Here is a 13,584-nt window from a genome sequence, read left to right as displayed (position 1 = left end):
GGGGACTAAATTACGCCATGATTGTGTTGTGTATTCCATGAGCAATGCTACTGCTGTGCCTTTTGCCGGGCACGGAGCCTCCCAGGCTCCCGCAGACCGGGGCCGGATGGCTACCGGTCCGGTGGCTGATGCCGATGAGCGTACCCGCGACCGCGTCCTCGCGGCTGTCTTGGAACACGGACCTGTCAGTGCCGCCGAACTCGGCGACCTGCTCGGATTCACCCCGGCGGCGGTGCGCCGCCACCTGGACCATTTATCCCGTGACGGCGTCATTGAAGTCAAGAGGGTAGCCAAGTCCGGTGCCGGCGCGGGCCGGCCCGCCAGGCGGTACGTCCTCAGCTCCCAGGGCCAGTCCAGCCTCGGCAATGACTACCTGGACATCGCCGCCCTGGCCCTCCAACAGTTGCAGAAGGTTGCCGGGCCCGACGCCGTCCGCGCATTCGCCGTCGAGCGATTCTCGGATATGGAACGGCGGTATGCGCCGGAGATCGAAAAGGCCGGTCCGGACATCAGCGACCGCGCCCGGGCCCTTTCCGATGCCCTGACCCGCGACAACTTCGTCTCGTCCACCGCCACCATCGAGGCCAAGGCACCCCTGCCGGCCGCGCTGTCCAGCGTCCAGCTGTGCCAGGGCCACTGCCCGATTCAGCAGCTTGCCGCACGCTTCCCCGTGTTCTGCGACGTGGAAACGGAAGTGTTTTCGCGGCTGGTGGGCGTTGACGTGCGCCGGCTCTCCACGCTGTCCCGCGGCGGGCACGTCTGCACCACCCACATTCCTACAGGCAGGCCGTCTGTCCAGGAGCCCACAAGGCCTCCGGCAGCCCCCGCCCGCCTGAACGAAGAAATCAACCATCAGCAAGAAAGGCCGTGATGACGGACCAACTATCAGAGAAAGCGGTAGCCGAAAACACTGTGATCTCGGAAATTCTGGAAAAGAATCCCGAGCTCCATGGCATCGGCAACTACGAGTACGGCTGGGCTGACAAGAACGACGTCGGCGCCAATGCACGCCGTGGGCTTGACGAAGAGGTAGTCCGCGACATTTCGGCCAAGAAGAGCGAACCGGACTGGATGCTCGACCTGCGCCTCAAGGGCCTGAAGTACTTCGACCGCAAGCCCATGCCCACCTGGGGTGCGGACCTGTCGGGCATCGACTTCGACAACATTAAGTACTTTGTCCGTTCCACGGAGAAGCAGGCAGCCACCTGGGAAGACCTGCCCGAGGACATCCGGAACACGTACGAAAAGCTGGGTATCCCGGAAGCCGAGCGCAGCCGCCTCGTTTCCGGTGTTGCCGCGCAGTACGAGTCCGAGGTTGTCTACCACCAGATCCGCGAGGACCTCGAGGCCCAGGGCGTCATCTTCCTGGACACCGACACCGCGCTGAAGGAGCACCCGGAGATCTTCCAGGAATACTTCGGCACCGTGATCCCGGTGGGCGACAACAAGTTCGCCTCGCTGAACACCGCCGTGTGGTCGGGCGGGTCCTTCGTCTACGTCCCCAAGGGCGTCCACGTCGACATCCCGCTGCAGGCATACTTCCGCATCAACACTGAGAACATGGGCCAGTTCGAGCGGACCCTGATCATTGCCGACGAGGACTCCTACGTCCACTACATCGAAGGCTGCACGGCACCGATCTACACCTCGGACTCCCTGCACTCCGCCGTGGTGGAAATCATCGTCAAGAAGGGCGCCCGCGTCCGGTACACCACCATCCAGAACTGGTCCAACAACGTGTACAACCTGGTGACCAAGCGTGCCATCTGCGAAGAGGCCGCCACCATGGAGTGGGTCGACGGCAACATCGGCTCCAAGGTCACCATGAAGTACCCGGCCGTCTACCTTGTGGGCGAGCACGCCAAGGGCGAGACCCTCTCCATCGCGTTTGCCGGTGAGGGCCAGCACCAGGACACCGGCTCCAAGATGGTCCACATCGCGCCGAACACCAAGAGCTCCATCATCTCCAAGTCGGTGGCCCGCGGCGGCGGCCGTGCAGCCTACCGCGGCCTGGTGCAGGTCCGTGAAGGTGCCAAGCACTCGGCCAACACCGTGCGCTGCGACGCCCTGCTCGTGGACACCATTTCACGCTCTGACACCTACCCGTACATCGACATCCGCGAGGACGATGTGCAGCTGGGACACGAGGCAACGGTCTCCCGCGTCAGCGAGGAGCAGCTGTTTTACCTCATGTCCCGCGGCATGCCCGAGGACGAGGCCATGGCCATGATCGTGCGCGGCTTCATCGAGCCGATCGCCCGTGAGCTCCCCATGGAATACGCCCTCGAGCTGAACCGCCTCATCGAACTCCAGATGGAAGGATCCGTCGGTTAATGACTGCCGAAGCTACAACCGAAAAGGCGCGCATCGGCGCACCGTCGATCGCAGGTTTCACCGAGGAAGGCGAACAGCTCGTTCCCTCCGAGGTTGACCGCCACCACAGCCACGGCGTGCAGGTCATGGCCTCCCGCGCGGAGCGCCTGACCAGCCACGACGTCGCCGACTTCGCCCTACCCAACGGCCGGGAAGAGGAATGGCGCTTCACCCCCGTGCGTGAACTGGCCAACCTCCTCTCCGACGCACCCAGCGACGCCGGCGTCCTGAACGTCGCGTTCGAGGCGCCCGCCGCCGTCGTCCAGCGCACGCTTCACGCAGGCGAGGCCCCCCGCGGCACCACCCTTGTCCCGGCCGACCGCGCCGCCGTCGTGGCTTCCGCCAACACTGACGACGCGCTGCACATCCAGATCCCGGCAAACGCCGAACTGGACGAGCCCGTCCGCGTCGTCCTGACAGGCAACGGTGCAGGCCGCCGCTCCAACTCCCACCACGTGATCGAGGCCGGCGAAAACAGCCGCGCCGTGGTCATCCTGGAGCACGACGGCGCAGCCGACCACAACGGTAACGTTGAGGTCTTCGTCCGCGGCGGCGCCCAGCTGACGGTGGTTTCCGTCCAGCTGTGGGAAGACGACGCGAAGCACCTGGCCCAGCACGACGCCGAGGTGGCCAAGGACGCCGTCTACAAGCACATCGCCGTCACCCTTGGCGGCAAGATCGTCCGCCTGAACTCCAACGTCCGGTTCTCCGGCGAAGGGGCCGAGGCGGAACTCCTCGGCCTGTACTTTGCCGACGCCGGGCAGCACCTGGAGCACCGTTCGTTCGTGGACCACAACATGCCCAACTGCAAGTCCAACGTCCTGTACAAGGGCGCGCTGCAGGGCAAGGGTGCGCACACCGTCTGGGTTGGCGACGTCCTCATCCAGAAGCAGGCCGAAGGCACCGACTCCTACGAGAAGAACCAGAACCTGGTCCTGACCGACGGCTGCCGCGCGGACTCCGTGCCGAACCTCGAGATCGAGACCGGCCTGATCGAAGGCGCGGGCCACGCCAGCGCCACCGGCCGCTTTGATGACGAGCACCTGTTCTACCTCATGGCCCGCGGCATTCCGGAAGACGTTGCCCGCCGCCTGGTGGTCCGCGGGTTCCTCAATGAGATCATCCAGCAGATCAAGGTCCCGGCCCTCGAAGAGCGCCTGACCGAGGCTGTGGAACGCGAACTCACGGCAACAGAAAACTGACGAGGGACAGGCAGGGACGCATGAGTGGGAAGCCCAAGGGCGAGCTGGTTTGCAGCGCCAACGACATCCAGGTCAAGCAGGCGCTGCGCATCCTGATCGACGACTACCCGGTAGCCGTGGTGCGGGATTCCATGGGTGATATCCACGCCATCGGGGACACCTGCTCGCACGCCGACATCTCGCTCTCGGAAGGGGATGTGGAAGGCTGCGCCATCGAGTGCTGGGGGCACGGCTCGCAGTTCGACCTGCGCAGCGGCCAGCCCCTCCAGCTCCCCGCCTACGATCCCGTTCCCGTGTTCGCCGTTGAGCTCGACGGCGACGACGTCTACGTGGATGTCACCAACGTTTTGAACGGCGCGGCAGTAGACAACTACTGAGCGCCCTGCAGCACAAGACTTACGAACGAACAAGAAAGAAGAGCATGTCAACTCTTGAGATCAAGGACCTGCACGTCAGCATTGACACGGAGCAGGGCACCAAGGAGATCCTGAAGGGCGTCAGCCTGACCATCCGGACCGGCGAAACCCACGCCATCATGGGCCCCAACGGCTCCGGCAAGTCCACGCTGGCCTCCACCATCGCAGGCCACCCCCGCTACAACGTCACCAGCGGCTCCATCACCCTCGACGGCGAAGACGTCCTGGAGATGAGCGTTGATGAGCGTGCCCGTGCCGGCGTGTTCCTGGCCATGCAGTACCCGGTGGAGGTTCCCGGCGTCACCATGACCAACTTCCTGCGCACCGCCAAGACGGCCATCGACGGCCAGGCTCCGGCCCTGCGCACCTGGACCAAGGACGTCAAGGCGGCCATGGAACAGCTCCGCATCGACGCCGACTTTGCCCAGCGCAACGTCAATGAAGGCTTCTCCGGCGGTGAGAAGAAGCGCGTCGAGATCCTGCAGCTGGAACTCTTCAAGCCGAAGTTCGCCGTCCTGGACGAGACCGACTCCGGCCTGGACGTTGACGCGCTCAAGGTTGTTTCCGAGGGCGTCAACCGCGCCCACGCACACGGCAACATGGGCACCCTGCTCATCACGCACTACACCCGCATCCTGCGCTACATCAAGCCGGACTTCGTGCACGTGTTCGTGGACGGCCAGGTTGTCGAGGAGGGCGGCCCCGAGCTGGCCGACCGCCTGGAAGAAGAAGGCTACGACCGCTACGCCAAGGGCGCCGGCCCCGCCGTCGCCGCTCCCGCAGCAGTACAGGCCTAGTTAGGACTCTGCCATGACCGAAATCACGCCGGGCCGCACGGCCCTGGAGGATGTCGAAGAGGCGCTGAAGGACGTCATTGACCCCGAGCTCGGGGTCAACGTGGTGGACCTTGGCCTGCTCTACGGGCTGAAGTACTCCGATGACGACGGCGCGCTGCTGATCGACATGACGCTCACCACCGCCGCCTGCCCCCTCACCGACGTGCTCGAGGAGCAGGTGGGCAAGGCACTGGACGGTGTTGTTGACGACTGGCGCCTGAACTGGGTGTGGATGCCGCCATGGGGTCCGGAACGGATCACCGACGACGGCAAGGACCAGATGCGGGCCCTCGGCTTCAACATCTAAATAAAGTACGACGACGGCCCGGCCACCTTCTGTGCGAAGGTGGCCGGGCCGTCGGGGTTTAAGGGCGGGAGGCCCCTACAGGCTCGGGGCGGAGAACGTGTCGCACTGGTTGATGTCGCCGGTTTCGTAGCCCCGGTAGAACCAGCGCTGGCGCTGCTCGCTGGAGCCGTGCGTCCAGGCCTCGGGCGTGACCCGTCCGGTGGCCGCTTCCTGGATGCGGTCATCGCCCACCGCGGAAGCCGCGGACAGCGCGTCATTCAGGTCCTGCTGGGTGAGGGCTTCCAGGAACGGCTGGCCGTCCGGGCCGGGCTGGGTGGAGGCGTGCTTGGCCCACAGCCCGGCGTAGCAGTCGGCCTGAAGTTCAACCCGGACGGCGCCGGACTCAGGGCCCTGCGGATCCTGCTGCGCGCGGTCCAGATAGCCCAGGACATTCTGGATGTGGTGGCCGAACTCGTGCGCCACCACGTACTCCTGGGCCAGCGGCCCACCGGAGGAACCGAACCGGTTTACGAGTTCCGTGAAGAATCCGGGATCAAAGTAGGCGGTGGTGTCCGTGGGGCAGTAGAACGGGCCCACGGCGCTGGAGGCCGTTCCGCAGCCGGTGCTCACGGCTTCGTCGAAGATCACGGTCTCGGGCTGGGGGTACTGGACGCTGTACTGCTCCAGGTAGGCGGGCCAGAACGCGTTGAGGCTGTTGACGGTGCCGGTGATGCGGCAGTCCACGCGCGCGTCGGCGTCGGCACCGGTTTCGCAGGCCGGGGCGGTGCCCTGGCTTTGCGGGGCGGGAGCAGCGCCGCCCGCCAGGCCCTCCAGGAGCTGGGGGTTGACACCCAGGAGAGCGGCGATCAGCAGCAGCAGACCGCCGCCGATGCCGCCGCCCACTTTCGCTCCGCGGCCCATGCCGCGCCGGTCCTGGACCTGCGAGGGGTCCAGCTGCACATTGTCGTTGAAACTCATGAAGTCACATTACCCTCGGGCCCGGAGGTCAATCCGTGCAGGCCGGTAAAGTTGATCCGATGCCTTTCCTCAACAGAATCCAGCGATGGGCCGGCGAACGGCCCCACGACACCGCCGTCGTGGTCGCGGGCCGCCGCCTTTCCTGGGCCGAACTCCGGGACGCCGCGGCCGCCCAGGTTGCGGAAACGAAGGCGGTCACCGCTCTGTGCGAGGCCAATTCCGTCGGTTTCGCCGTCAACTTCACGGCCGCCGTGGCGGGCCTGCGCCAGTGCGCCGTCCTGGATCCCGCATGGCACCCGCACCTGCAGGAAGACATCATCCGCCGCATCGAGGCCTCGGCCTTACCTGCGGCGGTCTCGCCGGACGACGAACTTCGCGACGGGCCGGCGGAGAGCACCTTCCTGATTGGGCTGACGTCCGGCACCACGTCCGTACCCAAGGCGTTCACCAGGTCCCGGCGCTCCTGGCAGCAGTCCTTTGACGCCTCCATCGAGTTTTTCGGCCTGCGGCAGGATGACGTCACGCTGGCCCCCGGTCCGCTGGCCGCAAGCCTGAACCTGTACGCGTTGAGCGAGTGCCTCTACGCCGGGTCGGAATTCCAGACGCTCGAGCATTTCGACGTCGGGGACGTCCACTCAGCGATCACCCACGACCGCGTCACCCGGCTGGTCCTGGTGCCCACTATGCTGCGGATGCTCAGCGAACGCGGCCTTACCGGCTGCGTGGACGCCTCCGGGGTGCGCACCATCATCTGCGCCGGTTCAAAGCTGGACGCACGGACCCTTGAGGCTGCCCGGCGTTGGGCGCCGCATGCCACCATCTTTGAGTACTACGGCGCCTCGGAATTGAGCTTCGTCTCCGGTGCCGGGCTGCTTGCCGGCGAGCCTGCGGCCGTCGGCGGAACCGGCATCGGCCAGCCGTTCCCGGGCGTGGAGGTTGCCATCCTCGACGACGCCGGGAAGCCTGTGCCCGGCGGCGCATCCGGCAACATCTGCGTGCGGAGCGGGATGGTGAGCAACGGCTACCTGTGGGGGGACGACGGGCAGGCCCTGCGGTCCTTCGGCAACTGGTTCACCGTGGGGGACCAGGGCTACCTGGAGGCAGGGGAACTGCACATCCTGGGCCGCCGCGCGGACATGATCCTCACCTCCGGCAAGAACGTCTATCCGCACGAGGTGGAGCTGGCACTCGCGGCCGTGCCCGGGGTGGCCGCGGCGGTGGCTGCTGGCATGCCGGACGATCTCCGCGGCCAGCGCGTGGTGGCGGGCATCGTTCCGTCCGCCGGCGGGATCACGGCGGCGCAGCTGCGCGCGGGCCTGGAGGGGATCCTGCCCCGGGACAAGCGGCCGCTGCAGTACTTCGTCCTCTCGGAACTTCCCGTGACCGGCGCCGGTAAGATCAGCCGCAACATGCTGCTGGACTGGATCCACACGAACGACCGGCGGGTGCGGAACCTTGGCGGCTGAGCTGTTGCCGGCGGACCGGCAGCCGGTAATCATCGCCGCCAGGCGGACCCCGGTATGCCGCACCAACGGGGCGCTGGGCAGGCTGCGGGCACACCAACTGCTGGCACCCGTGCTCCGGGAACTGCTGGCCGAAACCCGTGCGGAACCGGCAGCCGTTGACGATGTGGTCATCGGAAACGCGGTGGGCGGCGGCGGGAACGTGGCACGCCTGGCACTGCTGGAGGCGGGACTCCCGGTCAGTGTTCCGGGCATCACCGTTGACCGCCAATGCGGTTCGGGCCTGGACGCCATCGTCCTTGCTGCCCGGCTGGTGGCAGCCGGCGGCAGCCCCCTTTTCCTTGCCGGGGGAGCGGAAAGCACGAGTACGGCGCCCCTGCGTGCCCACCGGACGGACGACGGCGGCGCGGACTTCTACCGGCGCGCCCAGTTTGTGCCGGCCGACTTCGGCGATCCGGACATGGGCCCCGCCGCCGAGACAGTGGCCCAACGGTTCGGGATCAGCCGGGAGCGCCAGGACACCTTCGCGCTGGCAAGCCACCGCCGGGCCCTTTTAGCCGCGGATGCAGGGCATTTCGACGGCGAACTGGTTGCCCTGGAGACCGGCTCCGGGACTGTGTCGGCAGACGATGGCCCCCGCCGCGGCCTGACTCCCGCTGTCATGGCGCGGTTCCCGGCCGTCTTTGTCGACGGCGGAACCGTCACCGCCGGAAACTCCTGCTTCGACGCCGACGCCGCGTCCGCCGTCGTGATCACGTCCCTTGAACGGGCACGGGCAATGGGGGCCGCCGACGGCCTTGTGGTGCTCGGCACCGGCACCGCCGGCGTGCATCCCGAAATCCTGGGCGTGGGGGCGGCCACGGCGGCCCGCGATGCCCTGGCCGGGGCCGGCTGTGCCGCCGATGAGCTGGACTTCGTGGAATTCAACGAGGCCTTTGCTTCCCAGACCCTCGCCTGCCTGGACCAGCTGGGCATCGCATCGGAACGGGCTAACATCGACGGCGGCGCGCTGGCGTTGGGCCATGCCTACGGGGCGTCCGGCGCCGTGCTGGTGACACGCCTCCTGGCGCAGGCACGCCGGGCGGACGCTCCGGCCAGCCTGGCCTTGGCAATGATCAGCAGTGCCGGCGGGATGGGCACGGCTGCCCTGTTGGAGTACCGCCAGTTCCAGGACGGCTAACCCCCGGAGACCTGGGCGGACGCCTCAGTCGTCGGTCTCGTCGTCGGCTTCGCCCAGTCCGCGGGCGGCGAGAGCCTCGCCCGTCTGGCGCGCGAAGGCCACCGAGGTGATGAACACGGGCAGGACCAGGGCGCGCGGGTTCCGTTCCAGGCCCCGGGCCCGGGCGGAATCCCGGACGTCGGCGAAGGTCCCGGCAATGTAGGGGATGCTCCGCAGCATGATCCCGATGGTCAGGGCGAAGCGTTCCGGATCGGCTCCGAACCTTTTGAAGGGGCCTGCCGCCTTGACCACGCCGTCCAGGAGTTTGTGGACGGGGGTGGTGGCGGTGAGCAGGGATGCGGCCACCACGCACACAAGGATGTTCAGGACGATCCTGCCTGCGGTCGGGGCGCCCAGCTGCCACCACTGGAACAGGCCGATGACCAGCAGTACGGCAGCGAGCGGGCGGATGGCAGCCCACAGCCGCTTCAGGCCCGCACCGGTCAGCAGGAAGAGGCCGGAGAGTGCGCCGAGCATCGCCAGCGACATCCGCCAGTCCACTGTCACGAACGATGCCAGGCCGCAGGCGAACACCAGGAGGAACTTCAAGACCAGCGGCGCCCGGTGAACCAGGGAGTGCCCCGGGACATAATTGGCGAGCAGGAAGCCGTGCCCCCTCACGGCTGCGCTTCCCGCGCGTCCAGGCTTGCCAGGCAGAGCGCCCGGTAGGCGGCCACGGCGGGGGCGGCGGCGCCGTCGAACACTACCTTGCCCTGGTCGATGACCAGGACGCGGTCCATGTCCAGGGCCATGTCCAGGTCATGGGTGGACATGATGACCTGCTGGTCCAGGCCGGCCAGGGTCCGGCGGAGCAGTTCGCGGTTCCGAAGGTCCAGCAGCGTGGACGGTTCGTCCAGGACCAGCACGGCGGGCTCGACGGCGAGGACGGCGGCGAGGGCCATCAGCTGCCGCTCGCCGCCGGACAGTTCGTAGATGCTCTGGTCCGCCAGGTGCAGCAGGCCCAGCCGGTCCAGGGCGTTTTCCGCCAGCCTGCGCCGTTCAGCGCCGTTCTTCACGGACCGGCGCAGGGACAGCTCCACGTCCTCCCTGCCGGTGGGCATGACCAGCTGGGAGAGGGGATCGGTGAAGACGAACCCGACGGTGCGGCGCACGGCTCGGACGGACCGGACCGTGTCCGCGCCGTCCACCAGCACGTGGCCGGAACTGGGCTGGACGAGCCCGTTGACCAGGCGCAGGAGGGTGGACTTCCCGGAACCGTTGGCCCCGATGACGCCCACCCGCCGCTCCGTCACCTGCAGGCTCACGCCCTCCAGGAGGACCTTGGGTTCCGGGAGGTGGTCCACCGGAACGGTTACGGCCGCCTGGTCAAAGGTCACGTTGGGCATAAAGCAGGGTCCTAAGCTTGGGCGGGCTGCGGCACGGTCCGCTTGACCCGGCGCAGCAGGATGTCCGGGAAGGCACGGTGCAGGGCGACGGCGATGAGCGCAGCCAGGACGTTTTTGATGATGTCGCCGGGGTAGAACACGACGTCGCCCAGGAAGGCCTGGCCCCAGGTTGCCTTGGTGTTCAGCACGATGCCGGCGATGCCCAGCGAGTGCACAACCACCACGCTGGTGACCGTTGCGGAGAGGAACAGCCACAGTGCCCGGGCCTTGATGGTCCGGCGGATGACCACCGTGGCCAGCCATCCCACGACGCCCGCGGCGATGGGAAAGGCGATGATGTAGCCGGCGGACGGCCCGGCGAGGATGCCCAGGCCGCTGCGGCCCTGGCTGAAGATCGGCAGGCCGGCGAGGCCCAGGAGGACATAGAGTCCGACGGCGGCGAAGCCCCGTCCGGGTCCGAGCACCAGGCCGGTCAGCATGACGGCGAGCGTCTGGAAGGTGATGGGGACGCCGAAGCCGTTGACGGCAAGGCCGGGGACCAGCGCCGAGGCGGCCACCAGGGCGGCGAAGACGGCGATCAGGCCGAGGTCCGTGGCGTTCCAGCGGCGGCGGCCTGCCCGTTGGGTGTTTGTGGCGGTGGTTTTGGTGTTGCTCATTGGGGGTCCTGTCGGGGTTGTACAAGCGGAATCTAATGTACTGCCGACGCTACCGGGACGGAACCGGGGCCATTTTGTAGGTGCCCTACTAAACGGGGGAGCGGAGGCTGAGGGACTTGTCCAACTGCCACAATGGCTTCATGGGGTGGACGCGGATAAGGGAGTGGCTGATCGGTGCGGCCGGGATGCTGGTTGTCCTGGGTATCGCAGCCGCGGTTTTCTGGTGGGCTGTCAGTGACCCGGCCGGAAGGCCTGGGCAGGGGCCGTCACCGGTCCCTGGCGCTGAAAGCCCGGTAGGCACGGCCCCTCCCGAAGAGCTGCCTGACGGTGAGGTGTGGCTTTCCGACGTGGTGCTTGATGCGGGGTCGGTTGCTGCGGGAGGCTCACTGCTCCGCGACGTCCGGGCCAGTGGACAGGACGTTGTCTCGGGCCCGGACGGGCTGGCTGCTGCACGCCTTGCCGTTGATGCCACCGTGCCGTTCGACGTCGTCGCCGGCGAACTCGGAAACGGGGCAGTGGTCGGGGCAGCCGGTGGCGGCGAGGCCAGGGTGGTCCGCAGGGTCGAGGCGTTCGGCCGGGAACTGCGCGTCACAGCCACCGGCACTGTTGAAGTGGAGGCCGGGAGGCTTGTTGTCGAGCCGCGCTCGATCGACGTCGGCGGGCCTGGCTTTCTCTCTGACGCCACTGCCGCCGTCGTTCGCAAGCTCGTGACCATCGAGCATGAGGTAGAAGGGCTGCCGGAGGGACTCGTACTCCGGGACGTGGCGGTGCGTGACGATGGCTTCCGCGTTGGCCTTCGCGGGGAGGACGTCCGGCTCGTCCCGTGAGGATTGATGCCCTGGGCTTAACGGCCCGGTTGGCAGGGGACGCCTTGGGACAATAGAGTCATGGACTTCAACCGGCTGCTGCAGATCCGGCGCATCTTTGCCCAGCCCGCGGCGCTGGAGATGCCCCGCGGCAAGGAGATCGTCGCGCGCTGGCCGGAAGCCGACGTCGTGCCTGTGGAAAACCACTGGAACATCCCCGAACTTCACGGCGATGAAACAAACGTCCCGCGCTGGTCCCGGATCAAAACCGAGGCGCTGGTGCTGGGCGTCAAGAAGGCGCTTACCGTGAAGCCGAACGGCCGGTCTGCTGATTTCATCGCACCCTCCACCGCGAACGGCTGCGCCATGGCCTGCGCCTACTGCTACGTGCCCCGGCACAAGGGGTACAGCAACCCCGTCACCGTGTTTGCCAACATCGACCAGATCGCGGGCGCCCTGGAGCGGCATGTCCTCCGTCAGGGCATCAAGCTGGAGCCCAACCAGTGCGATCCCGAGCTCTGGGTGTACGACATCGGGGAGAACAGCGACTGTTCCGTGGACGCGCTGATCAGCGACAACGTGGAGGACCTCGTCTCGCTGTTCCGGGACCTGCCCACCGCCAAACTGTCCTTTGCCACCAAGTACGTGAACCCGGTGATGCTCGGTTGGGACCACGGCGGGCACACGCGGGTCCGCTTTTCCCTGATGCCGGCGTATCTGGCCAAGTCGGTGGACGTCCGGACCTCGCCGGTGGCCGAACGCATGGCCGCGATCAACGACTTTGTGGACGCCGGCTACGAAGTGCACGTGAACTTTTCGCCCGTTATCGTCACGGACACCTGGCTCAGCGACTGGGAGGAGCTGCTGCGCCAACTCGACGCCACACTGACGGATGCCGCGAAGGCGCAGCTTGCGGCGGAAGTCATTTTCCTGACGCACAACGAGGGGCTCCATGAGGTCAATCTGCGGTGGCATCCGCAGGCCGAGAAGGTGCTGTGGCGCCCGGACCTGCAGGAGTCCAAGGTCTCCTCCAACGGCTTCAGCAACGTGCGGTACCGTTCCGGAGCCAAGGCCGGGTACGTCCGGCAGTTGACGGCGCTGATTGAGAGGATCGCGCCGTACTGCCGGATCCGCTACGCATTCTGAGGTTTGGAGGGGGCCCTGCCGCGCTAGACTGGTTCGACCATGACTGGTGCCCGATCCCGTCTGTTTGCCTGGCTGGTTGCCCTGGTGACCGTCCTCGCTGGCTGTGCGCCCGCCGTCGGCCTTAACGAAAATTCCGCGCCGCAAACGGTACCGGCTTCCTCTGCTCCTCCGGCCATGCCGGAACCCGCCGCGGCGCCGCCAGCTGCCCCGGCTCCTACGCCCACGCAGCCTCCCGCACCGCCCCCGGTGCCGCAGCCGTTCGCCCTCAACCTGTACCAGGAAGGGGACTTCGTGCCGCAGTACACGTTTGACTGGTGCGTTGCGGCGAGCATCCAGATGGCGCACAACCTGATGGATGACACTGGAGGCGGCACCTGGAGCGATTCCGCCCACCAGGGAGAGCTGTGGGAGATGGCGCGGGCGCGGTCTTCCAACTCATTCAACGGGGCGAACCCGCGGGGATGGGCGCAGGTGTTGATCGAGGTGGGCATGGGGCCGTATTCAGTGGTCAGTGTGCCTGGCTATCAGGACGCGCTGCGGACGGCCGCCCGGGCCATCGCGGAAACCGGCCGCCCGGTGGGGCTTGTGATGTGGAGCGGCCGGCACGCGTGGGTAATGAGTGGGTTTGAAGCAGTGGGTGACCCGGCTGTGTTCCCGGAGTTCACGGTCACCGGTGTCCGCGTCCTCGATCCGCTGTACCCGCACGGCAGCGAGCGGTGGGGCCCTTCGCCGGTCCCGAACAGCCTGCTCACGCCCGAACAGCTGGCAGCGCAGTTTGTGATCCGCGAGCCGCGGCGCTGGAGTTCCGACCTGCCTGCGGGCTACATGCTGGTGCTGCCAACGCAGGGTTAGCCCAG

General features: G+C 67.2%; 15 protein-coding genes. 11 read left to right on the top strand and 4 right to left on the bottom strand.

What is annotated here, in order from left to right:
- Positions 1–37: 37 nt before the first annotated feature.
- The 6 genes from AC5RUO_RS09255 to AC5RUO_RS09230 are packed head-to-tail and all read left to right on the top strand — an operon-like array spanning position 38 to position 5,134.
- A complete protein-coding gene (locus AC5RUO_RS09255; RefSeq protein ID WP_494052281.1) occupies positions 38–871 on the top strand; it encodes a helix-turn-helix transcriptional regulator in 834 nt (277 codons plus the stop codon).
- Complete coding sequence (sufB, locus tag AC5RUO_RS09250; RefSeq protein WP_494009090.1) at positions 871–2,334, top strand: Fe-S cluster assembly protein SufB; 1,464 nt, start codon at positions 871–873, stop codon at positions 2,332–2,334. Before AC5RUO_RS09255 ends, sufB begins: the two co-directional genes overlap by 1 nt.
- Positions 2,334–3,575: a Fe-S cluster assembly protein SufD gene (gene sufD, locus AC5RUO_RS09245; protein WP_494103317.1), complete on the top strand. Its 1,242-nt coding sequence runs from the start codon at positions 2,334–2,336 to the stop codon at positions 3,573–3,575. The genes sufB and sufD overlap by 1 nt, the downstream gene beginning before the upstream one ends.
- Positions 3,576–3,595: 20 nt before the next feature.
- On the top strand, positions 3,596–3,952 hold the full coding sequence (locus AC5RUO_RS09240; protein ID WP_494009092.1) for a non-heme iron oxygenase ferredoxin subunit: 357 nt from the start codon (positions 3,596–3,598) through the stop codon (positions 3,950–3,952).
- Positions 3,953–3,996: 44 nt separating this feature from the next.
- Positions 3,997–4,788, top strand: coding sequence for a Fe-S cluster assembly ATPase SufC (sufC, locus tag AC5RUO_RS09235; RefSeq protein ID WP_494103316.1), 792 nt, complete (start codon positions 3,997–3,999; stop codon positions 4,786–4,788).
- A gap of 13 nt (positions 4,789–4,801) precedes the next feature.
- Entirely contained in the window at positions 4,802–5,134 is a 333-nt protein-coding gene (locus tag AC5RUO_RS09230) for a metal-sulfur cluster assembly factor (RefSeq protein WP_009357674.1), read from the top strand.
- A 75-nt stretch (positions 5,135–5,209) separates the two neighbouring features.
- Here AC5RUO_RS09230 and ypfJ read toward each other — a convergent pair whose 3' ends face one another.
- Complete coding sequence (gene ypfJ / locus AC5RUO_RS09225) at positions 5,210–6,091, bottom strand: KPN_02809 family neutral zinc metallopeptidase (protein ID WP_494009094.1); 882 nt, start codon at positions 6,089–6,091, stop codon at positions 5,210–5,212.
- Positions 6,092–6,150: 59 nt separating this feature from the next.
- On the opposite strand from ypfJ, the gene AC5RUO_RS09220 reads away from it, so the two are divergent.
- On the top strand, positions 6,151–7,557 hold the full coding sequence (locus AC5RUO_RS09220) for a class I adenylate-forming enzyme family protein (protein ID WP_494103315.1): 1,407 nt from the start codon (positions 6,151–6,153) through the stop codon (positions 7,555–7,557).
- On the top strand, positions 7,547–8,734 hold the full coding sequence (locus AC5RUO_RS09215) for a thiolase family protein (RefSeq protein WP_494103314.1): 1,188 nt from the start codon (positions 7,547–7,549) through the stop codon (positions 8,732–8,734). Before AC5RUO_RS09220 ends, AC5RUO_RS09215 begins: the two co-directional genes overlap by 11 nt.
- Before the next feature lie 24 nt (positions 8,735–8,758).
- Here the strand turns inward: AC5RUO_RS09215 and AC5RUO_RS09210 are convergent, their stop codons facing one another.
- Genes AC5RUO_RS09210 through AC5RUO_RS09200 form a run of 3 tightly spaced genes read right to left on the bottom strand, consistent with a single transcriptional unit; the run spans position 8,759 to position 10,775 of the window.
- Positions 8,759–9,394, bottom strand: a complete 636-nt coding sequence (locus AC5RUO_RS09210; protein ID WP_494009097.1) for an energy-coupling factor transporter transmembrane component T family protein — start codon at positions 9,392–9,394, stop codon at positions 8,759–8,761.
- Entirely contained in the window at positions 9,391–10,119 is a 729-nt protein-coding gene (locus tag AC5RUO_RS09205) for an energy-coupling factor ABC transporter ATP-binding protein (protein WP_494009098.1), read from the bottom strand. Before AC5RUO_RS09205 ends, AC5RUO_RS09210 begins: the two co-directional genes overlap by 4 nt.
- 11 nt (positions 10,120–10,130) lie before the next feature.
- Complete coding sequence (locus tag AC5RUO_RS09200) at positions 10,131–10,775, bottom strand: biotin transporter BioY (RefSeq protein ID WP_494103313.1); 645 nt, start codon at positions 10,773–10,775, stop codon at positions 10,131–10,133.
- Between the two features lie 140 nt (positions 10,776–10,915).
- Here AC5RUO_RS09200 and AC5RUO_RS09195 point away from each other — a divergent pair, with 140 nt between their 5' ends.
- Genes AC5RUO_RS09195 through AC5RUO_RS09185 form a run of 3 tightly spaced genes read left to right on the top strand, consistent with a single transcriptional unit; the run spans position 10,916 to position 13,579 of the window.
- A complete protein-coding gene (locus AC5RUO_RS09195) occupies positions 10,916–11,602 on the top strand; it encodes an LmeA family phospholipid-binding protein (RefSeq protein ID WP_494103312.1) in 687 nt (228 codons plus the stop codon).
- Between the two features lie 60 nt (positions 11,603–11,662).
- Positions 11,663–12,727 (top strand): spore photoproduct lyase family protein, encoded by a 1,065-nt coding sequence (locus AC5RUO_RS09190; protein WP_494103311.1) that lies wholly within the window; start codon positions 11,663–11,665, stop codon positions 12,725–12,727.
- A 39-nt stretch (positions 12,728–12,766) separates the two neighbouring features.
- Positions 12,767–13,579: a hypothetical protein gene (locus AC5RUO_RS09185; RefSeq protein WP_494103310.1), complete on the top strand. Its 813-nt coding sequence runs from the start codon at positions 12,767–12,769 to the stop codon at positions 13,577–13,579.
- Positions 13,580–13,584: the final 5 nt, after the last annotated feature.

The organism is Arthrobacter sp. Y3221087 (genome assembly GCF_059089905.1).
Note: the sequence above shows the minus strand (reverse complement) of the source record. Positions and strands in the feature narration are given on the sequence as shown.